This is a genomic window from Massilia sp. Bi118, assembly GCF_918697865.1.
Taxonomy (GTDB): domain Bacteria; phylum Pseudomonadota; class Gammaproteobacteria; order Burkholderiales; family Burkholderiaceae_D; genus Telluria.
In genome coordinates this window covers 197767-217504 of the sequence record NZ_CAKKMV010000005.1, presented here as the reverse complement: position 1 = coordinate 217504, position 19738 = coordinate 197767, and the positions used below count along the sequence as shown (strand labels likewise).

The window sequence follows — 19738 nt, the reverse complement described above, 5'->3', positions numbered from 1 at the left end:
ATTCCTGAATTAAAGCGTCCGCCGCCAGTTTTAACATTCCGTTAAGATGTGGCCGGCAGATTGAGAATGGAGAGACATGTTGCCCGCACGACCCGACCACGTAGAGACACAAGCGCCGGCGCGACCACGGATTTTGGCACAAATCGTGTTGGCCGTGAACGCGCTATGCGCTTCCGTGGGCGCGGCGGCCCAGACTCCAGCCCAGGCGCAGGACACTGTGCCGGCGCCGACCACGACCAAGGACCAGACCCAGAAGGAGCTGCAGGAAAAGGAGCATGAGCCCGCGCCGCCCCTGCCGGTCGAGGCGCCCGAGCAGCGCGCGGTCCGCTACGATGTGAAGATCGACGCCCCGCGCAAGCTGCGTGACCTGCTGGAAAGCAACCTCGACCTGATGCGCTGGCGCGGCAACCCGCGAGTCGACCTCGAACAGCTGCAGCGCCTGGTGCGCAATGCCCCCGAGGAAGCGAAGACCCTGGTTGCCACCGAGGGCTATTACTCGCCCAAAATCTCGAGCGGACTGGATACGTCCGGCGCCAGCCCGGTCGCGCGCGTGATCGTCGACCCGGGCGAGCCGGTGACGGTGGGCGACGTCGACCTCGAACTGCGCGGCTTCGTCCCCTTCAGCAAGGACGAAGCGCCCTTCGATGCCGCCGCCCTGCGCAACCGCTGGACCCTGCCGGTGGGCTCGCAATTCCGTACGGCGGACTGGGAATCGGCCAAGCGCGGCATGGTGCGCCAGATCGCGCAGTCGCGCTTCCCGCGCGCCCAGCTGATCGATTCCAGCGCCACCGTCGATCCGGAAGCGCACCGCGCCCTGCTCAAGGTCGTCATCGACAGCGGCCCGGACGTGCATTTCGGCGCGCTGCGCATCGAGGGCCTGCAGCGCTATTCGCCCTCGATTATCCAGAACCTGAACCAGATCCACCCCGGCGACCAATACAACGAGGCGGCCCTGCAGACCCTGCAAGGCCGCCTGCAGGACACCGGCTACTTCAGCACCGTCGAGGTCAGCCTCGACATGTCCTCGACCCTGCAGGAACAGGTCAGTGAACTGAACCAGGGCGGTCCCAAGGTGGAGGCGCCATCCGGCCCGGTGACAATGCCGATCCTGGTGCGGGTCACGGAAAACAAGCGCAAGAACCTGTCGGTCGGCGTCGGCTTCTCGACCAACACCGGCGCGCGCGCCCAGGCCAATTACGACGACCTGAACGTGTTCGGCAAGCGCATGAAGAGCAATGTGCTGTACGAGCAGCTGCACCAGCAGGCGCGCGCTGATTTCTTCTGGCCGACCACCTCGAACGGCTACAGCAACAGCGTCGGCGCCGGCTACGACCGCGAGGACGTGCGCGGCCAGATCACCCGCACCACCAGCATCCATGCGACCCGCGCCTGGGGTTCGCCGACTCTCGAGAAGAGCCTGCGCCTGGAAGCGCTGACCGAGCAGATCACCATCGACAAGCTGCCGGCCACCCGCACCAAGGCCCTGCCACTGACCTTCTCGATCACCAAGCGCAAGCTCGACAGCCTGCTCGTGCCGACCAATGGCTACATCGCCAACCTGCAGCTGGGCGCGGCCCCGCTGCCGATCCTGACCGACGAGCCCTTCATGCGCGCCTATGTGCGCGGGGTCATGTTCAAGCCGCTCGGACCGTCCGGCACCCTGATCCTGCGCGGCGAATTCGGCGCGGTCGGCTCCAAGGACAAGGACAAGGTGCCGTCGACCTTCCTGTTCCGCGCCGGCGGCGACCAGTCGGTGCGCGGCTACGGCTACCAGCAGCTGGGCATCCCGGTCGGCAGCGCCATCGCGCCCGGCCGCTACCTGCTCACCGCCAGCACCGAATACGATTACTGGTTCAAGCCGCCCTGGGGCGCGGCGGTGTTCGTCGACGCCGGCAATGCCGCCGACAACTTCAAGGACCTGAAACCCAAGGTCGGCTACGGCGTGGGCGCGCGCTGGCGCAGCCCGGTCGGCCCGATCGCGGTCGACGTCGCCTACGGCAAGGCGGTGCACAAGGTCCGCCTGCACTTCTCTCTGGGATTCACCTTCTGATGAGCGACGAGACTCCAAAAACCGAACAAAAACCGCGCCGCTGGCCGCGCCGGGTCGCGATCGGCGTGGCCGTCACCGCCGCCGTCATCGGCGGCGCCATCTGGTACGGCGGCCGCGAGACCACGCTGCAGATGATCGCCCAGCGCGTCGCCGGCGCCAGCGGCGGCAAGCTGACCATCACCGGCGTCACCGGTTCGCTGTACGGCCACATGCACATCGGCCACCTGGTGTTCCGCACCGAGACTTCCGTGATGACGGCGGACGAGATCGATATCGACTGGAAGCCCTGGCAATACCTGTCGCGCGGCGTCGAGATCGACAAGCTGTATGCGAAATCGCTGCGCATGGAGACGCTCAAGGAAAGCACCGAGCCCGCCACCATGCCGACCCGCCTGGCGCCGCCCTTCAAGATCGCGGTCGACGATGCGCGCCTGGCCAGGGCGGTGTTCGTGAACAAGGACGCCGAAACCCAGATCGACGACATCCGCGCCGGCCTGCACGGCGACAAGGAACGCTGGAAGCTGGATTACGCGAAGGCGAGCACGCCCTGGGGCCAGGTGGCGGCCAGCGGCACCATCGCCAATGCGCTGCCGTATAAACTGAATGCGGATGCGAGCCTGAGCCAGGCCCCCGGTACGGGCGCCCCGCCCCCCGGCGCCGCGCAACTGAAACTGCATGCCGGCGGCGATTTGCAAAAAACCGTCATTGACGCCAGCGGCCAGGCCGCGCGCGCCCAGGGCACGGCCAAGCTGGTGCTGTCGCCGTTTGCCGAGATCCCGCTGCAGGCCTTTACGCTCAACGCGAAAAACATCGACCCCGGCTTCTTCAACCCGACCCTGCCGACGGCCGACCTGAACCTGTCGGTGGCGGCGCGCCTCGACCCGAACCGCAACATCAGCGGCTCCGTCGACCTCACCAACGACGGCCCGCAAGGCACCATCGACCAGCAGCGCCTGCCGCTGCGGGCGATGCGCGGCCAGCTGGGCGGCAACCTCTCGTCCATGAAGATCAGCGACGTGCTGCTCGACCTGGGCGGCGCCGGCCGCTTCACGGGCAGCGGCAGCGTCGAACGCGGCGCCGATGAAAAGGGCATCGGCACCGCGCGCTTCGCGCTGCACACGGACCGCATCGACCTGAAGCAGATCCACGACAGCATGAAGAAGACGGCGATTGCCGGCGACCTGTCGGTGGCGAACACCCAGGACACGCAAACCCTGAACGTCAACCTGGTCGATGCCGGCATGCGCCTGGTGGCGGAAGCGGCGCTGAAGGACAATGTGCTGAACGTGCGCGAGGCGCGGGTCTCGGCCGGCAAGGGCAGCGTGCGCGTGACGGGCAGCGCCAACCTGACGGACAAGAAGCCGTTCAAGGCGAATGTGGTCGCGTCCCACCTCGACCCGGCCGCCTTCGGCGACTTCCCGAAGGCCGACCTCAATGCCGAGATCAACGCCGCAGGCAGCCTGGCCCCGCAATGGCAGGTGGCGGCCGACTTCGCGCTGCGTCCGAGCCGCCTGTTCGACCAGCCGCTGTCCGGCAAGGGCAAGCTGGATGCGGATGCCGGTGGTGGCCCCAACTCGCCCGGCGGCGTGCATGTGCACGATGTGAACGCGAACCTGGCGCTGGGCCAGAACACGGTCGCCCTGACCGGCGCCTTCGGCAAGCCGGGCGAGAAGATGAGCTGGCGCGTGGACGGCCGCCAGCTATCGAGCCTGCGCCCCGACCTGTACGGCGCGCTGGTGGCGAACGGCGTCGTCAGCGGCACCATGGAAGCGCCGCGCACCAGTTTTGAAGTCGATGCGCGCAACCTGGGCTGGGTGGCGAATCAACGCAAGAACGACAACGGCAGCCTGCACGCCAGCGGCGAGGCCTGGCTGTCCGGCGCCAGGGACGCCAAGGTGGTCGAGGTGAAAGCCAGCGGCAACATGCAGAAGCTGAACCCGGCCGCCTTCGGCTCGCCCTTCGCCGGCAGCATCAACGGCGCCTTCGACGCCAGCGGCCGCCTAGGGGCCAACATGGGCGGCTCCGTGAACCTCACGCTGCAACAGTCGACGCTGTCGAATTCGCCGCTGTGGGGCGTCGCCAAAGTCACGGCCGACAAGCGCCACGTCTCGAACGCGGACGTCGACCTGCACCTGGGCGCCAACGTGGTGGCGGCGAAAGGCGCCTTCGGCAGCGGGCGCGACACCCTGAACTGGCGCATCGACGCGCCGCAGCTGGCCGCGCTCGGCCCGGACTACAGCGGCGTGCTGCGCGGTTCCGGCACCCTGTCGGGCACCATGGACACGCCCTCGCTGACCGCCTCGCTGGAAGGCCAGAACCTGCGCCTGAAGGCCCAGAGCCTGAAGTCCTTGCGCGCCACCGCGAACGTGGGCTCGGGACGCGGCGCCGCCGATCCGCTGGCGCTGGACGTGCAGATCGCCGATTTCGTCAGCGGAGAGACGCGTATCGCGACGGCCCGCCTGCAATCGACCGGCACCCGCGGGGCGCATGCCATCACGGCTTCGGCGCGCGGCGACGCCTTCGACGCCAATGTCGCGGTCAACGGCGGCTACAAGGGCAACGCCTGGAGCGGCACCTTGAGCGCGCTGCAGAACCGCGGCCGCTACGCCTTCGCGCTGGCGGCGCCCGCCCCCTTGCGCATCGCCGGGGCGCCGGGTTCCGGCGTCGCCGGCCTGGCCAAGCCGGAGAAAATCGACTTCAACAACGCCACCATCCGCCTGCCGGCCGGCTCGATCACGGTGCAGTCATTGGCCAAGAACGGCGCGCGCTGGACCAGCCGCGGCAGCGCCACCGGCGTGCCGGTCACCTACCTGGGCCAGGCCTCCGACGCGATCCGCCAGAACCTGCGCGGCGACATGACCCTGGGCGCCGACTGGGCGCTCGACATGCGCGCCCCGGTCGCCAGCGGCGCCGCCCCGGCGCTGGACGGCAGCGTGCACGTGTTCCGCGAGAAGGGCGACCTGATCGCCGGCGACGTCGCCCCGGTGGTGCTGGGCCTGCGCCAGCTCGACCTGCGCGCCGATGTGAGCGGCGGCGCCCTGCACGCCCAGCTGGCGGTCGACGGCAGCCGCATCGGCACGGCCAAGGTCGACGCCACTGCGCAGATGATCCACGGCCGCCTCGACAACGACAGCCCGCTGCGCCTGACGGCGACGGCGAATCTGGGCTCGCTGGCCTGGGTCTCGCCGCTGATCGGCCAGCCGGGCCTGGAAGTGGACGGCGCCCTGGCGCTCAACATTACCGGGGCCGGCACCGTCGGCGCGCCGACCCTGAACGGCACCGTCAACGGCGACCGCATGGCGGTGCGCTGGCCGGACCAGGGCCTGCGCCTGCGTAACGGCCAGCTGCGCGCGGTGCTCGCCGGCGACCAGCTGCAGCTGCAGCGCTTCGCCTTCGAGGGCAACAGCGGCCGCGCCCTCATCGACGGCAATGTGCGCTTTGCCGGCGGCGAAGCCACCATGAACCTGAAGCTGGTGGCCGACAAGCTCGAAGCGCTGTCGCGCCCGGACCGCACCGTGATCCTCAGCGGCCAGGCGACGGTGGTGCGCGATGCCAGCCACTTCGCCGTCGAGGGCAATTTCAAGGCCGACCGCGCGCTGGTGGAATTCGCGCCGCAGGACCGCCCCACCCTGTCCGACGACATCATCGTGCTGGGCCGCGCGAATCCCAAGGAGGCGCCGGCAAAGAAAGGCGCGGCGGCGGCGCCGTTGACGATCGACCTGACGGCCGACCTGGGCGACGATTTCCACCTGCGCGGCATGGGCGCGGATGCCTACCTGGCCGGCAGCGTCCACGTGCGCAAGGTCGGCGACGGCGCGCCGCGCATCAACGGCAGCGTGCGGGTCGTGAGCGGCACCTATGCGGCCTACGGCCAGCGCCTGGCGATCGAACGCGGCGTCGCCACCTTCAGCGGCCCCTACGACAACCCCTCGATCGACGTGCTGGCGGTGCGCAAGCGCCCCGAAGGCGAGCAGCTCAGCGAGACCAATGTCGAAGCCGGCGTGCAGGTGCGCGGCACGGCGCTGTCGCCGACGGCCAAGCTGGTATCGACGCCGAACGTGCCGGACAGCGAAAAACTGTCCTGGCTGGTGCTGGGCCACGGCATGGAAGGCACGACCGGCAACGAGGCCGACGTCCTGAGCGCGGCCGCCGGCGCCCTGCTGGGCGGCAAAGGCGGCACCGGCGGCATCCAGAGCAAGCTGGCGAACGCCCTCGGCGTCGACGAATTCGGCGTGCGCCAGGGCGCGGGCCAGGAGACCGGTCTCGCCAACACGGTGGTCACTGTCGGCAAGCGGATTTCGTCGCGCCTGTACCTGAGCTTCGAACAGGGCGCCGCCACCGCCACCAGCGTGGTGCGCCTGCGCTACAAGCTCACGCCGCGGATTACGCTGGCGCTGCAGACCGGGACCAATACGGCGCTGGACGTGCTCTACTCCTGGGCGTTTGACTAAAAACAGGCGGGGCGCAGCAGTACCGCCCCCGCTGTCCACCCTTCCTCCAGCGCACGGTGCGCCTCGGCCGCCTCGGCCAGCGGGAACTCGGCGCCGATGTGCACTTGCAGGCCGGCAGCCAGGCGCGTCAGAGTCGCTTGTGCACCTTCGCGGTACAGCGCAGGGTCGGCCATGAAGCGCATCACGCTCGGGCGCGAAAAGGCGATCGCGCGCGGGGCGCCGATCTGCATCAGGTCGACCGGCGCCGGCATGCCGCCCGCCTGGCCGATACTGGCCGCCATACCGTAGGGCCGCACAGCATCGAAGCTGCGCAGCAGGGTCGGACCGCCGATGCCGTCGATCGCAATGTCGACGCCGCGTCCGCCGCTGAACTCGCGGGATGCGGCGACGAAGTCTTCTTCGCGGTACAGCACCACGCGCTCGGCCCCATGGGCCAGCGCCAACTCTGCCTTCGCGCGGCTGCCCGCCGTGCCGATCACACGCGCTCCCTGCGCCTTGGCCCATTGCACCAGGACCAGGCCGAGGCCACCGGCGGCCGCATGCACGAGTACCGTGTCACCCGCGCGCAGCGGCCGCACGTGAGCGAACAGCATGTGCGCCGTGATCCCGCGCAGCAGCGCACCGGCTGCGGCCTCGGTCGGCACCGCCTCGGGCAGCGCGACCGCATACTCGGCGCGCAGATTGCGGGCCGCCGCATACGCCCCAGGCTGGCCGGCATAGGCGATGCGCTGGCCGATCTGCAGTCCGTCTACACCGGGGCCGAGCGCCTCGACGATGCCCACGCCTTCGGCGCCAATCACGGCGGGCAGCCTTGGCAAGGGATAGGTGCCGCTGCGGTGATAGACATCCAGGAAGTTGACGCCGATTGCAAGCTGGCGGATCCGCACCTGCCCTTCGGCTGGGGGCGCCAGTGCCAGGCTTTCCAGCTTCAGCTCCTCCGGTCCGCCCTGGCGGCGCACCACGACCTGTTCGATTAACCCGTCCATCGCATTCTCCGGTTGAAAAGACGAGTACATGGTAGATTGATTGAAATTCCACCGAAATCTCAAATAATCGACATTTGTTGTGCAAAAATCGATAGGTCAGCCGGACCACGCCACGCCCGGCCCACTGGACTGGGACGACATCCGCTATTTCGTCGAACTGGCGCGCCAGGAAAGGTTGAGCGCGGCGGCGCGCACGCTGGCGGTGGAGCACTCGACGGTGTCGCGCCGCATCGGTACGTTGGAAGCTCGCCTGGGCCTGCGCCTGTTCGACCGCCTGCCGAAGCGCTGGGTCCTGACTGCGGAAGGCGAGCAGTTGCTGGCCTACGCGCACCGGGTCGAAGACGAAGCCTTGTCCTTCGCGCGTGCCGGCATGGGTGCGGGCAGTGTGCGCGGCGTGGTCAAGGTGTCGGCGCCGCCGGCCCTCGCAGCCAGCCTGCTGATACCGAAGCTGGCGGCCCTGCGTGCACGCTGGCCGGCGATCACGCTCGAGATCATTGCCGAGGTACGGCAAGCCAACCTGTACCGGCGCGAAGCGGATCTTGCGCTGCGCCTGTTGCGCCCAGAGGAACCGGGCCTGGCCGGGCGCCCGCTGGCGCAGATGGGATACGGACTGTATGCGGCGCCGGGCTGGTTCACGCGCCCGGACAGCGACTGGGAATTCATCGGCTACGGCGAGGCGATGAAAGGCTCGCCGCAACAGGCCTGGCTGGACAAGTTCGCCGCCGGCCGCCCCTACGCTTTCTGGTCGAACGACGCGCAGGCCATGCTGGCGGCCTGTCGCGCCGGGCTCGGCGTGAGCCTGCTGCCGCACTTCCTCGGCCGCGACGCGGGCCTGGCGCTCCATCCGGATCACACGCAGGTACTGAGCCGCCCGATCTGGCTGGTCGTGCATCCCGACGTGCGCCGTTCGCCGCGCGTGACCCTGGTAGCGGAGCTGCTGGCCGAGCTGCTCGAACAGTCCGGCACAGCCCTCCTTTGAGTTTGCACAAACCAGGGTCAGACCATTTCCAAAAATCGGCGTCTGACCCCGGTTTGAAATTCATCAAGGCTGAGACTTCTTCAGGAAGCCGACGATCGCCGGCATCAGCTGCGGATGCAACGGCAGCGACGGATCGCCATACGAAGCCACCGGGTTCGGCACATCCGCCGCCACCGCCTTCAGCACATGGTTCATGCCGGCGATGATGACCAATTGTGCATCCGGCCTGGCCGCCTTCAGCGCCTGCGCCTGTTCGACCCCGACCTGGATGTCGGTCGTGCCCTGCACGATCAGCACCGGCATGCGCAGCGCGGCGATGCGCGCGGTCGGCACATACTTCATCCACGAGAGCATGTAGGGCTGCACGCTGGGCCGGTAGAAGGCCATCAGCGCGGGCGGCACCTCGGCCACCGGCTTGCCCTGCTCCAGGCTCGCGAGGATGCGTTCGTTGTCGGCCGCCAGCGGCGGCGGCAGCTTGCCGGCCAGCTGTTTGCGCAGCACGGCGCCCGGGCTCTCGGCCACGCCGGCCAGCGACACATAGGCCGCGGCGCCGGCGCGCTCGGCCGCCAGCATGCCGATGAGGGCGCCCTCGCTGTGGCCGATCACTGCCACCGACGTAAATCGCGGGTCGGCCTTCAGCTTCGCGATCCAGGCTGCGGCATCCTCGACATAGGTATCGAAGCGCAGCTGGGCTTCGTCCGGCATGGCGGCCTTGCTGGCGCCGATGCCGCGCTTGTCGTAGCGGAGCGAGGCGAAGCCGGCCTGGGCCAGCGCATCGGCCAGCATCCTGAGGCTGTCGTTGCGGCCGGGGAGCATGGCGCTGTTGCCGTCGCGGTCCGTGGGGCCGGAACCGGCGACGATCAGCACCGCCGGCGCCTTGCCCTCGCCCGCCGGCAGGCGCAGGCTGCCGTGGACGGCGCTGCTGGCCGTCTCCAGTGTCATCGCCTGCTCGCCGGCCGGTGCGGCCATCGCATGCGCAGCCGCCGCTGCGGCCAGCATCAACATCGCCCAACATTGCGTGAATCGCATCCTCATCTCCTAGTTTGAAAAACATCTAATTAGACATTCATCTAAATACTAGGCCGACAAGTTTCCGCTGTCAATTTAAAAATATCCCGGTAGATTTTTCCAAAAACCGGGGTCTGACCCCGGTTTGAGGTTTATCAATGCCGCGTGATGCTCGGATTCGGGTCGGTCGGCGGTTCGTCGTTCATCGGCGTGCGGATCGGCGGCTGGTGGGGGTCGGGCGTATCGAATGGCTCCTTGAGCGGCTCTTCGATGGGCGCCGGATCGGGGGCGCGGTGCGCTTGGATAGTGGCTGCAAACATGGCTGGATTCTCCGGCTTTCGAAGCCAAAACATTAGCATGCAGGGCGGTTTGCCGACGCCCGGCTGGATTACAATGGCGGATTCGACATGAAGGAATCCGTCATGCTGCCTACTCCCGTCGTTGCCGCCGTCCTTGCTCCGTTCGTGCTGTGGCGTGTCTACAGCCGTATCAAGCGCCTGACGACGCGCCAGCGTTCCAAGACCTGGCGCCATCGCACCACCCTGGTCTTTTTCCCGCTGCTGCTCCTGCTGCTGGCGGCCGCAAGCCTGCAGGCGCCGATCGCGCTGGCCGGCATGGGCGCCGGGCTGGCGGTCGGCGTCATCCTGGGCCGCATCGGCAGCAAGGGCACCAGATTCGAGCAGCAAGGCGATGAATACTATTTCACGCCCAACGCGCCGATCGGCATGCTGGTCGCCCTGCTGTTCCTCAGCCGCATGGGCTACCGCGCCTACCAGGTCCTCGAGGCGAACGGCCCGCTCGCGCACCACGAATTCGTCAGCAGCCCGCTGACCCTCTGCATCTTCGGCGTCCTCGCCGGTTACTACATGACTTTCGCGGCCGGCCTGCTTGCCTGGCGCAAGCGCGCCGCCGCTGTTACTGCCGCCGCCCCCGCAACTGCCCAATGAGCATCACCACTGCCGCCCTCATCCTCCTCGTTCCCGTTCTGGTCTGGCGCATCTACCAGCGCCTCAAGACCCAGATGCTGCGCCAGCGTTCGATCCTGTCGCGCCACTACACCGGCGTGCTGGTGTTCGGCGCGATGGTCCTGGTGCCCCTCGCCGAGCTTGCCGACCGGCCCCTGTCGCTGGCGGCGCTGGCGCTGGGCGCGATCGCCGGCATCGGCCTCGGTACCTACGGCTTGCGCAAGACCCGCTTCGAAGACACCCCGGAAGGCTATTTCTTCACGCCGCCCATGCGCATGGGCATCCTGGTGGCGATGCTGCTGGTGGCGCGCGTGATCTACCTGGGCATCGAGATCTACATGAACCAGGGCAGCAGCCGGCCGAATCCGCGCTTTTCGGACAGTGAAGCAACGATGTTCTGCGTCGGCCTGACCGGCGCCTATTTCTGCACCTTCTCGGCCAGCCTGATGCGCTGGCGCCAGCGCCTGCGCAAGGCGGTCGACAACGCATAAAGGACAGTCCATGACGCTGAACCGCCGCAGTTTCCTCGGAGCCGTACCGATCGCTTCACTGGGCCTGGCAGCGGGCAGCGTCCACGCGCAATACGGCGGCGCCGCGGCAGCGAATGCCACGCCGGCGCCCGCCATGGACATGGACACGATGGTCGTGCTGGCCGGCGACAGCCTGCCGCGCAGCCTGGCCACCGAGCCCGCGCGCCTGCAAGCCCTGCTCGACAAGCACGCCAAGCCGGGCGACGGCTACCTGGCCGGCGGGGCAGTCGCGGAACTGGAAGCGAAGTTTTCGAGCCTGCTCGGCAAGGAAGACACGGTCTTCATGCCAACCGGGACCCTGGCCAACCACATTGCCCTGCGCCTGCTGTGCGGCGAGAACCGGCACGCGCTGGTGCAGCAGGAAAGCCACGTCTACCGCGACGAGTCGAACACCGTGACGACCCTCAGCGGCATCAACCTGGTGCCGCTGGCGCCGGGCAAGGCGGCGCCAGCGCTGGAAGAAATCAGGGCCGCGATCGAGCGCGCCGAAGTCGGCCCCTACCCGATCAAGGTCGGCGCGATCGCCCTCGAAAGCCCGGTGCGCCGGGCCCAGGGCGCATCCCTGACGCCGGCGCTGGTGGCCGAGATCGCGCAGACCGCGCGCGCAAAGAAGATCCCCATGCACCTGGACGGTGCGCGCCTGCTGCTGATGAGCGGGATGGAAGACTTCCGCGTCAAAGACTATTGCGCGCACTTCGACACGGTCTACGTCTCGCTCTACAAATACCTTGGCGCGCCCTTCGGCGGCGTGCTGTCCGGCGCGAAACCCCTGATGGCGAAAGCGCGCGAGCTGCGCCATATCTTCGGCGGCACCATCTACCACGGCTGGCAGGCCGCGCTGCCCGCCCTGGAAGCGCTGGACGGCGCCGAGGAACGCTACGCCCGCGTACGCGCGGCCGGCGAACGCCTGATGGCGGCGCTCGATCGCACGCCGGGCTTCAAGGTGAAGCGCATCGAGAACGGCAGCAACCTAGCGGTGCTGGAAATCGCGCCGGCGCGCCAGGCCGGACTCGAAGAGCGCCTGCAGAAGGCGAATGTGCGGCTCAGCAAGCTCAATGATGGGAAGGCGCAGCTGGGCTTCAACGAATCCATCCTGCGCCGCGATACGGATTACCTACTCAAGGCCTTGGCGGGCTAGCAGGGAAGCTTGTTCCACTCCAATACCGCAGACCCCGGCCCGGGACAAAATTGTCGTAATTACAATTATGTCCCGGAACCCCGATGGTGTTCACTCTTCTCGCCAGGCACTGGCTGGCGCGCCGCCACTATCCGCTGCCCTCCTGGCTGGCCTGCGTCGCGCGCAGCCTGCGCGTGCTGCTGTTCCAGCGCGCCCACCGCCAGTTGCTGGCGCTCGACATCCACCGCCGCTACGTGGCCCTGGCGCACGACGACGTCTTCCACCACCTGAGCCACCGCCATTATCTGGCGAGGGGCATGTCGCTGCGCCAGCGGGTGCGCTGCGTGCTGGCCCATTACCGCTTCGAGGAAAGCGCCTTCGATGCCGCCTACAAGCATGCGGTGTACCGCAACGGCGGCCTGCTGCTGTGGCGCCACGAAGACCGGAGGACCGGCTGGTGCTTCACGATCCGGCTCGAGATGGCCTCGCGCCTGTGCGCGGAAGGCGACCTGACGATCGCCATGCACGCCAACGGCAGCTGCCTGCACCGCCTGTCCTTCAGCTGGGTCGAAGGCGCCTTTGCCGGCCTCGATGCGGCCATCGTTCCCTTCATTGCGCGCAACCAGGGCCACCGCGCCGACGTCGCCGATGCCTTTTCCGCCTTCGGCCTGGCCTTCCCCCACAACTCGCCCAGCTACTTCTGCTTCGCCGCGCTGCAGGGCATCGCCCAGGCGCTCGATTTCAGGCAGATCGCGGCCATCAAGGCTGGCTGGCAAAGCGCCTGGACACCGGCCGACGCCAGGCATTTCGCGAATGCCTACGACGGCTTCTGGGAGACCCTGGGCGGCGTGCCGCTGGCGGGCCGCTGCTGGCGCATCGCCCTGCCCCTGCAGCTCAAACCGCTGACGGAGGTCTCGTCCCGGCACCGCAAGCGGGCTGCGCTGCGGCGCGAGCACTGGCAGGCGGTCGGGGAAATGGCGCGGGTGGCCCTGCAGCCGCACCTGCAATAAAAACGGCCGGCGTCCACAGGATCGCCGGCCGTTTTGAACGCGGGGTACGCAGCTTACGCCGCCTTCGCTTCATCCCCCGCCTGGCGGCGCTGCAGCACGAAGATCGGCTGCGCCCACTGCGTGTCCTTCTTCTTCTTGCTGGTGATGAGCGTCAGGTCCGACGGGTCGTAGACGTCCGTATTGTGGGTCAGCGGCGTCGTCATCAGGTACTGGGCGTCGGTATTCTTGAGGAACTCGCCGACCAGCTGGATGTTGCGGATGTCCAGGTGGGCGAAGGGTTCGTCGATGAACACGAAGCCGCCCGAGCCCTCTTCCGATTTCAACAGGCCGATCAGCAGCACCAGCGACTTCATGACCTGCTGGCCGCCCGAGGCTTCGCCGTCGTTCATGCCGATCTGGCCCTTGCCGTCGAACTTGAAGCGCACGTGCAGGCCGGCCTGGGCCAACTGCAGGTCGTCGTTCTCCAGGCGCACCGGATCGACCGTGACTTCGATGTTGGCCAGCTCGCCCAGCTCCTTGATGTTCTTCGAGTAGGTCTTGATCGTGTAGCGCAGGCGCTCGATGTAGGCGCCGCGCGCATTGTCCGTGGCCTCGATCGCGCGGTTGTTCTGGTAACGGCGTTCCTCGGTCTCGTTCTGGCGGTTCGACAGCTGGTCGTTCAGGCGCGCGTACTGGTCGATCACGGTCGGATCGTGTTCCCAGTCGCTGCGCGCCAGCGAAGTCTCGAGCGACGACACGCGCAGCTTGACCTGGTGCGTGTTCTGGTGCGCGGCCACCAGCGCGGCGCGGCGTTCCGGCTGGCGCCAGGCCTTGGGTACGTGGCGCCAGTTGCGGCGCAGGTCCAGCAGGGCGCGCGCATGCTCGCTGCGCTGGTCGATCTGGCGGCGATGGTTCAGGCGCATGCCGGCTTCCGCTTCCGACAGGGCCATGCGGGCGTTCTGCCACACGGTGTCGGCGCGGGTGCGGGTGACGGTCGCGTTCTTGGTCAGCACCTGCAGCTCGCCCAGGCGCGCGCCCACTTCCAAACGCTCGGTCTTGAGCGGCTCGATGGCGCGCAGGGCTTCCTCGAACTCCGCCTGGCGCGCGCTCAGTTCCTTGACGGCGTCGACGCCGGCGATGCGCACGCGCAGCGCCGACACCTCGGTCGCCAGCTTGCTGATTTCCAGCGTCAGCTTGTCTTCCTGGGCTTCCAGGGCCGGCAGCGTTTTCTGGATCGCTTCCAGGCGCTGGGTTTTACCCGCTGCGCCGAAGCGGTAGCGCGAAGGCTCGACGAACAGCGAGCGCCCGCCGCGGCGTTCGCGGTGGTAGGCGTCCGGCGTGATCCACTCGTCGGCATCGCTCTTGAAGCCCTGGTCGACCGATTCGACGCGCTCGATGCGCTCGAGCTGGTCGATCAGCCAGCCCGGCGCCTTGGAGCTGAAGCGCACCACGGACAGCAGGGTGTCGTCCTTGACCACCGGGGCGCTGACGCAATCCGGCACGATGAAGTGGCGATAACGCTCCTTCTCGGCCAGCTTGTAGGCCGCCGGCGCATCCTTGGCGCTTTCCAGCAGCACCACCGAGGCATAGCCGCCCAGCACGCCCTCGACCGCGCCCTGCCATTTCGGATCCGTCACTTCGACGATATCGGACAGCATGGCGTGGCGGATATTCGCATCGTTCAGCGCGCGGCGCATCAGGCGCTGGGCTTCCGGTTCCGGCATCGAGCTCTTGCCCTGCAGGGCCGAGATGGTCGACATCGCCTCGGCGATCCTTGCGCCCAGGTTCTCGCGCTCGGTCTTCTTCTTCGACAGCTGCGCTTCTTTCGCTTCCAGCTGGCTTGAGACCTCGGCGATGTCGGCGCCCGAGTCGGCGGCCAGCTTCTGCAGGCGTTCCTTCTGCTCCAGCAGGCTTTCCAGCGGCTTGAGCTTGCGGTTGACTTCCGTGAGGCGGCCGGCCAGGGTGTTCGCTTCCTGTTCCAGCTGGACTTCCTGCTGCTGGGCTTCGGTCAGCGCGCGCTGCTGGGCCGCCAGTGCGTGGCGCTTCTCGGCCAGCTGGCTGTCGGCCTGCACCAGCGGCTTCTTTGCTTCGCGCAGGGCGCGGCTGGTCTGGCCCGCTTTTTCGCGGGCTTCATGGTATTCGAGGCTGGGCAGCGCCTCTTCCACCAGCGCCTGGCGTTCCTTGTTCAGGTCTTCCCACTGGTGATAGTTGGCGACGCGCAGGCGCAGGCCTTCGAGGTTGATGCGCGAGGTTTCCAGCTCGGCCTCGAAGCGCTTCAGCTCCGATTCGGTGTCGCGCTGGTGGCGCTTGGCTTCGTCGTAAGCGTCCAGCACTTCCTTGTCGCCGAAGACCTGGAACACCAGGTCCAGCAGCTGGCGCGGCGAGTATTCGCACAGTTTATCCGTCTCGCCCTGCTCCAGCGCCAGCACCTTGGACATGGCCGGCGACAGGCCCGCCGACGCCAGACGCTTGCGGTAGTTCTCGACGCCCAGCCAGTCGGTGGCCTCGGTCACTTCCTCGATGTCGATATTCCCCGGCCGCATCAGGTACTGGCGCTTCCAGTCGCCGCCGTTCTTCTGCACCTGGCAGAACAGGGTTACTTCGTCGTCGCTGAAAAAGCCGCTGTGGCGGAACGGACGGTTCGACAGCTGGCGGCCCGAGGCCTTGTTGTCGACCACCGCGCGGATCCAGGCGCTCTGCTGGCCCGAGTGGCGCGCATAGTGTTTATACGTGCGGCCCATCGAGCAATCGAGGCCGAACAGGGTGCGCAGCGCGTCCAGCAGCGTGGTCTTGCCGGAGCCGTTCTGGCCGGCGATGGTGATGATCTTGGCGTCGAGCGGGATGTTCTTGATGCGCTGCCAGTAGTCCCAGTGGACCAGCTCGAGAGATTTAATGTGGAACATGCGCTTTACTCCTGGGGTTCTTCGGCGACGACCGGTTCAGCGTCGTTGGCGGCTTCATTGACCACGCGGCGCACGACGGCGGTCGGGGCGCGCTTGAATACGTCGGCCAGGGCGCCGTTGATGATGCGCTCCTTCAGCAGGTCGGTGTCCATCAGCAGGTCGAGCAGCGGGCCTTCCAGGATCACGTCGAGACGGCGCTCGATGAAGCCGAGCTTGGAGAGCAGGCCCAGGTTCATGTCCATGCGGGTCTTCTTGCCCAGCTTGTCGCCGAAGTCGGCCAGCAGCGCGGTGTAGGAGATGCCGATCGAAGTGTCTTCGGCGCGCGGGATCGGATTGTCCTTGTCGAACATGTCCGACTGGTCGACGTCGATCGCCTGGTGGGTTTCCTGGCGCTGGCGCTTGGGCAGGATGATCTGCGCCCACAGCACGACCAGCAGGGCCACGCCGTCGCGGGTCAGGCCGAAGTTATTGTTCTGCCAGATGTCCCTGGCGCCGAAGATCTTCGGCTCGACGTTGCGGTGCAGGGCCAGCGTGACGTGGTCGGCATACACGTTGTCGATCAGCTTCAGGCCGGATTCCAGCAGGCGCTTGTCGATCTCGGCGCGGAAGGTATCGTCGGACAGCGCGCGCTTGACCATCTTGTCGTCGCGGCGCAGGGTCTGGTGCGTGAGCAGTCGCGCGATCAGGATCTGTGCGTCGTCATTCATCTTCTTTACTGTCCAAATCTAAATTCAGTGAAAGGGTCGCGCGCGACATCGCCGCCACGTGCGGGTCGTCCAGCTGCACCATTTCGTCCTCGGAGTCGAAGCGCACCGGCAGGCGCGCCAGTTCGGCGGTCGGGCCCTGCAGGCTGGCCTCGGCGGGGTCGCCCAGCAGCGGCAGCAGCGAGGCGCGGTAGGACGCGATCGCGAAGCTGGCCGGCAGCAGCGAGTCCTGGATCGCCACGCTCCTGGGCGCACCTTCCGCCATCACCGGGAAGTTATCGAGGTTGGCGAAATCGGCCAGGCGCTTGATCCAGTCGTCGAGCTCCGCCTGCATCGCCGGGTTGTCGTTGATGGTGGTCGGGGCGTCTTCGCCGCTCGGCAAGCCGCCGGGGGCGACGTTGACGGCGCGTTCCGCCATCAGCTCGGTCTCGGCGACGTCGATCATCTCGGCCGGCGTGACGAACAGCGGCAGCACCGGGCGCTCGATCGCGCCCTCGGCCAGGCCGGCCAGGTCCTCATGCGCCAGCAGCCAGCGCTTGATGTCGGTGGTCGACAGGCCCGACTGGCCCAGGTGCACGCGCTGGCGCTCGATCTGGTTCAAGGCGCGCGAGAACATGCCCTGCATGTTCAGCAGCGAGGACTGGGCGCGGCCGATCGCCTGCGCCGCCTTGTGCGTGGCGCTGTCCGCGCGTTCGTCGGAGGTGATTGCGCGCAGGATCGCCGAACCCTTTTCGACCCAGTCGCAGGCCATGTGCCACTTCGCCTGCGAGGCGCGCAGGCGGAATTCGGAGCCCGAGGCGATCGCGTCGCGGAATTCCTCGTGCAGTTCGACCAGGCGGCCCAGCAGGTGCTTCAGCTGCTCGACCGTCACGCCGCCCACGGCCTGGGCGCCGGCCACCTGCGACAGCAGGAAGCCCATCTCGGCTTCGTCCTCTTCCGGACGGCCCAGCGCCAGCAGGGTGTCGAGCGCGGCCAGCACGTTGCGCGCCAGCGGCGTGATGCGGTACACGGCGGCCGGATTGTCCCAGGCCAGCAGGCCGTGCGAGCGCAGGCGGCCCAGCACCGTTTCCAGGCTTTCCGGGATCAGGTAGGCGAACTTGGTGTTGATGTCGGCCCGCGAGAAGGCCGATTCGCCGGTTTCGGCGGCGAGTTCGCGCAGCACCAGCAGGCGCACGATCACGCCGTCCTGCCCGCCATGGAACAGGGCCGTGAACGCCTGCAACATCGGCTGGGCGCGTTTCAGGTGATAGACCTGCTCGATTTCGTCCGGCGCCACTCCCTCCTGGAAGTGGGACTGCAGCGGATCGAGCTCGTCAGGCGCTATGGAATGGAGGTCGGCGGCGGCGGCGCCTGCCAGGTTGTCGATCATCGTAGGGCTTACCAGTTGCCGGTTTTGTAACGCGCGCGGCGGCAGATGCGGCGGGCGCGGGGGCGTCAGTATAACAGTTAAGGTCAGGCAACTAATAAAAGCGGCGTCTGCAACGGCTAATAAGCAACGGCAACAAAACAAGGCTTGACTTGCCATGAAAGCAAGATTTGTGACGCGCAGTCACAAATCAACACTCAGCCGCGCGCCCCTCCTTTGTCCGCCGCAGGATAATTGATGTTGCAATATTTATATCTGAAAACAAGGAGAATGCCATGCACCGAGCACTAGCGAACGCGGCCCTGCCTTTTGCCATGGCACTGGCCGTTTGCGTCATTTCCCCCGCCATCGCCGCCGCCCAGCCGAAAGAGCAGAACGGCGTCACCTACATCAACGGCGGCGTCGGCACCGACGAGCAGAATGCGATGCGCGCCCTGAAGGCCGACTACAACCTGCGCCTGACCTTCGCCACCAAGCAGACCGGCGCCTACCGCTCCGACGTCCAGCTCGACATCGCCGACGCCAGGGGCGCCGGCGTGCTGAGCGTAGCGAACACGGGGCCGATGTTCTTCGCCAAGCTGCCGCCGGGAACCTACAAGATCAGCGCCGCGGCCGAGGGCAAGACCTTCAAGCGCACGCTGAAAGTGGGGAACGCGCCCAAGGAGATGGTTCTGCACTGGGAAAATGACTCGCCGGACGATCCGGGGCTGCAGGACTGAAGCGCGGCGGCTCAGTCCAGTACCGAGCTGCCGTTCAAGCCCGGCGTGGCGGCGAACACCTCGGCCATGTAGTCGATGAAGACGACCGCCCGCTGCGGCAGCAGGCGCTGGGCCGCGTACACGGCGTGGATCGGCGTCGGCCCGGTCGCGTAACTGGCCAGCACCACGCGCAGGCTGCCGTCCCGCACCTGGTCCCAGACCATCCAGCTGGGCAGGTAGCCGATCCCGATGCCGCCGATGACCGCGCGCCGTATGCCTTCGAGATTATTCACCCGCATGCGGCCGCCGACCTGCACTTCCCCTTCCCTGAACGGCCACCGGTCGCCACGCGCCATGTGGGTGTACAGGATGCATTCGTGCTGCGCGAGCGCTGCCGGCGTGTCCGGCGTGCCGCGGGCATCGAGATAGGCCGTGCTGGCGACATGCACCCGTTCCGAGCTGCCCAGGCGCCGTGCCCGCAGCGCGCTGTCGGCCAGCACGCCGCCGCGCACCGCCAGGTCCAGGCCTTCGGCAACCAGGTCGGCATACGCATCGCTGAGCAGCAGGTCGAGCTCGAGATCCGGATAGCGCGCCATGAAGCCTGGCATGGCCCCGATGATTTTCTCGGCGCCGAGGGCCTGCGAACAGGCCATGCGCAGCAGGCCCTGCGGATTCCTTTGTCCCCTGGCGTCCGATTCGGCCTGCCCGATCAGGTCGAGCGCGGCTCGCGCCTGTTCGTAATAACGCTGGCCTTCCGGCGTGACGGCCAGGCTGCGTGTGGAGCGGTGCAGCAGCTGGGTGCCCAGGGTCTGTTCCAGGGCGGCGATGTTGCGGCTGACATTCGGCTGGCCGATGCCCAGCTCGCGCCCTACAGCCGAGAAGCTGCCGGTTTCGACCGCGCGCACGAAACACTCCATCGCTATTAATTTATTCATTTTTTAACCAGGGCCTTCGGCATCCATGCGTTTTTTGCATGGATATTATGCGCGTTC

At 67.4% G+C, this 19738-nt stretch carries 15 protein-coding genes; 8 read left to right on the top strand and 7 right to left on the bottom strand.

Features of this window, described 5'->3' with window-relative positions:
• Positions 1-145: 145 nt before the first annotated feature.
• Together LQV39_RS09605 and LQV39_RS09600 are read left to right on the top strand one after the other, a co-directional pair.
• Positions 146-2050 (top strand): autotransporter assembly complex family protein, encoded by a 1905-nt coding sequence (locus LQV39_RS09605; protein WP_230024688.1) that lies wholly within the window; start codon positions 146-148, stop codon positions 2048-2050.
• Positions 2050-6501 carry a translocation/assembly module TamB domain-containing protein gene (locus tag LQV39_RS09600; RefSeq protein WP_230024686.1) on the top strand — a complete coding sequence of 1484 codons (4452 nt, stop codon included), beginning with the start codon at positions 2050-2052 and terminating at the stop codon, positions 6499-6501. Before LQV39_RS09605 ends, LQV39_RS09600 begins: the two co-directional genes overlap by 1 nt.
• Here the strand turns inward: LQV39_RS09600 and LQV39_RS09595 are convergent.
• On the bottom strand, positions 6498-7487 hold the full coding sequence (locus LQV39_RS09595) for a quinone oxidoreductase (RefSeq protein ID WP_230024684.1): 990 nt from the start codon (positions 7485-7487) through the stop codon (positions 6498-6500). The two genes, LQV39_RS09600 and LQV39_RS09595, sit on opposite strands and share 4 nt — an antisense overlap.
• A 79-nt stretch (positions 7488-7566) precedes the next feature.
• Between LQV39_RS09595 and LQV39_RS09590 the strand changes: the two genes are divergently transcribed.
• The gene (locus LQV39_RS09590; RefSeq protein ID WP_230024682.1) at positions 7567-8466 is read left to right on the top strand and encodes a LysR family transcriptional regulator; all 900 of its coding nucleotides are present in this window, start codon (positions 7567-7569) and stop codon (positions 8464-8466) included.
• Between the two features lie 63 nt (positions 8467-8529).
• On the opposite strand, the gene LQV39_RS09585 is transcribed toward LQV39_RS09590, so the two are convergent.
• The gene (locus LQV39_RS09585; protein ID WP_230024680.1) at positions 8530-9495 is read right to left on the bottom strand and encodes an alpha/beta hydrolase; all 966 of its coding nucleotides are present in this window, start codon (positions 9493-9495) and stop codon (positions 8530-8532) included.
• Positions 9496-9629: 134 nt separating this feature from the next.
• On the bottom strand, positions 9630-9794 hold the full coding sequence (locus LQV39_RS09580; protein ID WP_230024678.1) for a hypothetical protein: 165 nt from the start codon (positions 9792-9794) through the stop codon (positions 9630-9632).
• Positions 9795-9896: 102 nt separating this feature from the next.
• Here LQV39_RS09580 and LQV39_RS09575 point away from each other — a divergent pair, with 102 nt between their 5' ends.
• The 4 genes from LQV39_RS09575 (at position 9897) to LQV39_RS09560 (ending at position 13096) form a co-directional block, all read left to right on the top strand.
• Positions 9897-10421 (top strand): hypothetical protein, encoded by a 525-nt coding sequence (locus tag LQV39_RS09575; protein WP_230024676.1) that lies wholly within the window; start codon positions 9897-9899, stop codon positions 10419-10421.
• Positions 10418-10930 carry a hypothetical protein gene (locus tag LQV39_RS09570; RefSeq protein WP_230024674.1) on the top strand — a complete coding sequence of 171 codons (513 nt, stop codon included), beginning with the start codon at positions 10418-10420 and terminating at the stop codon, positions 10928-10930. Before LQV39_RS09575 ends, LQV39_RS09570 begins: the two co-directional genes overlap by 4 nt.
• Before the next feature lie 10 nt (positions 10931-10940).
• On the top strand, positions 10941-12107 hold the full coding sequence (locus LQV39_RS09565) for a low specificity L-threonine aldolase (protein ID WP_230024672.1): 1167 nt from the start codon (positions 10941-10943) through the stop codon (positions 12105-12107).
• An 83-nt stretch (positions 12108-12190) separates the two neighbouring features.
• Positions 12191-13096, top strand: coding sequence for a DUF535 family protein (locus LQV39_RS09560; protein WP_230024670.1), 906 nt, complete (start codon positions 12191-12193; stop codon positions 13094-13096).
• Between the two features lie 53 nt (positions 13097-13149).
• Here the strand turns inward: LQV39_RS09560 and LQV39_RS09555 are convergent, their stop codons facing one another.
• Genes LQV39_RS09555 through LQV39_RS09545 form a run of 3 tightly spaced genes read right to left on the bottom strand, consistent with a single transcriptional unit; the run spans position 13150 to position 18051 of the window.
• Positions 13150-15978 (bottom strand): ATP-binding protein, encoded by a 2829-nt coding sequence (locus LQV39_RS09555; RefSeq protein ID WP_230024668.1) that lies wholly within the window; start codon positions 15976-15978, stop codon positions 13150-13152.
• A 5-nt stretch (positions 15979-15983) separates the two neighbouring features.
• The gene (locus LQV39_RS09550) at positions 15984-16685 is read right to left on the bottom strand and encodes a hypothetical protein (protein WP_230024666.1); all 702 of its coding nucleotides are present in this window, start codon (positions 16683-16685) and stop codon (positions 15984-15986) included.
• Positions 16678-18051: a hypothetical protein gene (locus tag LQV39_RS09545; protein WP_230024664.1), complete on the bottom strand. Its 1374-nt coding sequence runs from the start codon at positions 18049-18051 to the stop codon at positions 16678-16680. The genes LQV39_RS09550 and LQV39_RS09545 overlap by 8 nt, the downstream gene beginning before the upstream one ends.
• A 272-nt stretch (positions 18052-18323) precedes the next feature.
• Here LQV39_RS09545 and LQV39_RS09540 point away from each other — a divergent pair, with 272 nt between their 5' ends.
• The gene (locus LQV39_RS09540; protein WP_230024662.1) at positions 18324-18767 is read left to right on the top strand and encodes a hypothetical protein; all 444 of its coding nucleotides are present in this window, start codon (positions 18324-18326) and stop codon (positions 18765-18767) included.
• Positions 18768-18778: 11 nt separating this feature from the next.
• Here the strand turns inward: LQV39_RS09540 and LQV39_RS09535 are convergent, their stop codons facing one another.
• Positions 18779-19651, bottom strand: a complete 873-nt coding sequence (locus tag LQV39_RS09535) for a LysR family transcriptional regulator (RefSeq protein ID WP_374199419.1) — start codon at positions 19649-19651, stop codon at positions 18779-18781.
• Positions 19652-19738 lie beyond the last annotated feature (87 nt).

What these genes read in the sequence shown, in the direction of transcription:
- LQV39_RS09600 (WP_230024686.1), top strand. Translation starts at nt 2,050, where the DNA reads ATGAGCGACGAGACTCCAAAAACCGAACAAAAACCGCGCCGCTGGCCG.
- LQV39_RS09595 (WP_230024684.1), bottom strand. Translation starts at nt 7,487, where the DNA reads ATGGACGGGTTAATCGAACAGGTCGTGGTGCGCCGCCAGGGCGGACCG.
- LQV39_RS09585 (WP_230024680.1), bottom strand. Translation starts at nt 9,495, where the DNA reads ATGCGATTCACGCAATGTTGGGCGATGTTGATGCTGGCCGCAGCGGCG.
- LQV39_RS09580 (WP_230024678.1), bottom strand. Translation starts at nt 9,794, where the DNA reads ATGTTTGCAGCCACTATCCAAGCGCACCGCGCCCCCGATCCGGCGCCC.
- LQV39_RS09575 (WP_230024676.1), top strand. Translation starts at nt 9,897, where the DNA reads ATGCTGCCTACTCCCGTCGTTGCCGCCGTCCTTGCTCCGTTCGTGCTG.
- LQV39_RS09570 (WP_230024674.1), top strand. Translation starts at nt 10,418, where the DNA reads ATGAGCATCACCACTGCCGCCCTCATCCTCCTCGTTCCCGTTCTGGTC.
- LQV39_RS09565 (WP_230024672.1), top strand. Translation starts at nt 10,941, where the DNA reads ATGACGCTGAACCGCCGCAGTTTCCTCGGAGCCGTACCGATCGCTTCA.
- LQV39_RS09560 (WP_230024670.1), top strand. Translation starts at nt 12,191, where the DNA reads ATGGTGTTCACTCTTCTCGCCAGGCACTGGCTGGCGCGCCGCCACTAT.
- LQV39_RS09555 (WP_230024668.1), bottom strand. Translation starts at nt 15,978, where the DNA reads ATGTTCCACATTAAATCTCTCGAGCTGGTCCACTGGGACTACTGGCAG.
- LQV39_RS09550 (WP_230024666.1), bottom strand. Translation starts at nt 16,685, where the DNA reads ATGAATGACGACGCACAGATCCTGATCGCGCGACTGCTCACGCACCAG.
- LQV39_RS09545 (WP_230024664.1), bottom strand. Translation starts at nt 18,051, where the DNA reads ATGATCGACAACCTGGCAGGCGCCGCCGCCGCCGACCTCCATTCCATA.
- LQV39_RS09540 (WP_230024662.1), top strand. Translation starts at nt 18,324, where the DNA reads ATGCACCGAGCACTAGCGAACGCGGCCCTGCCTTTTGCCATGGCACTG.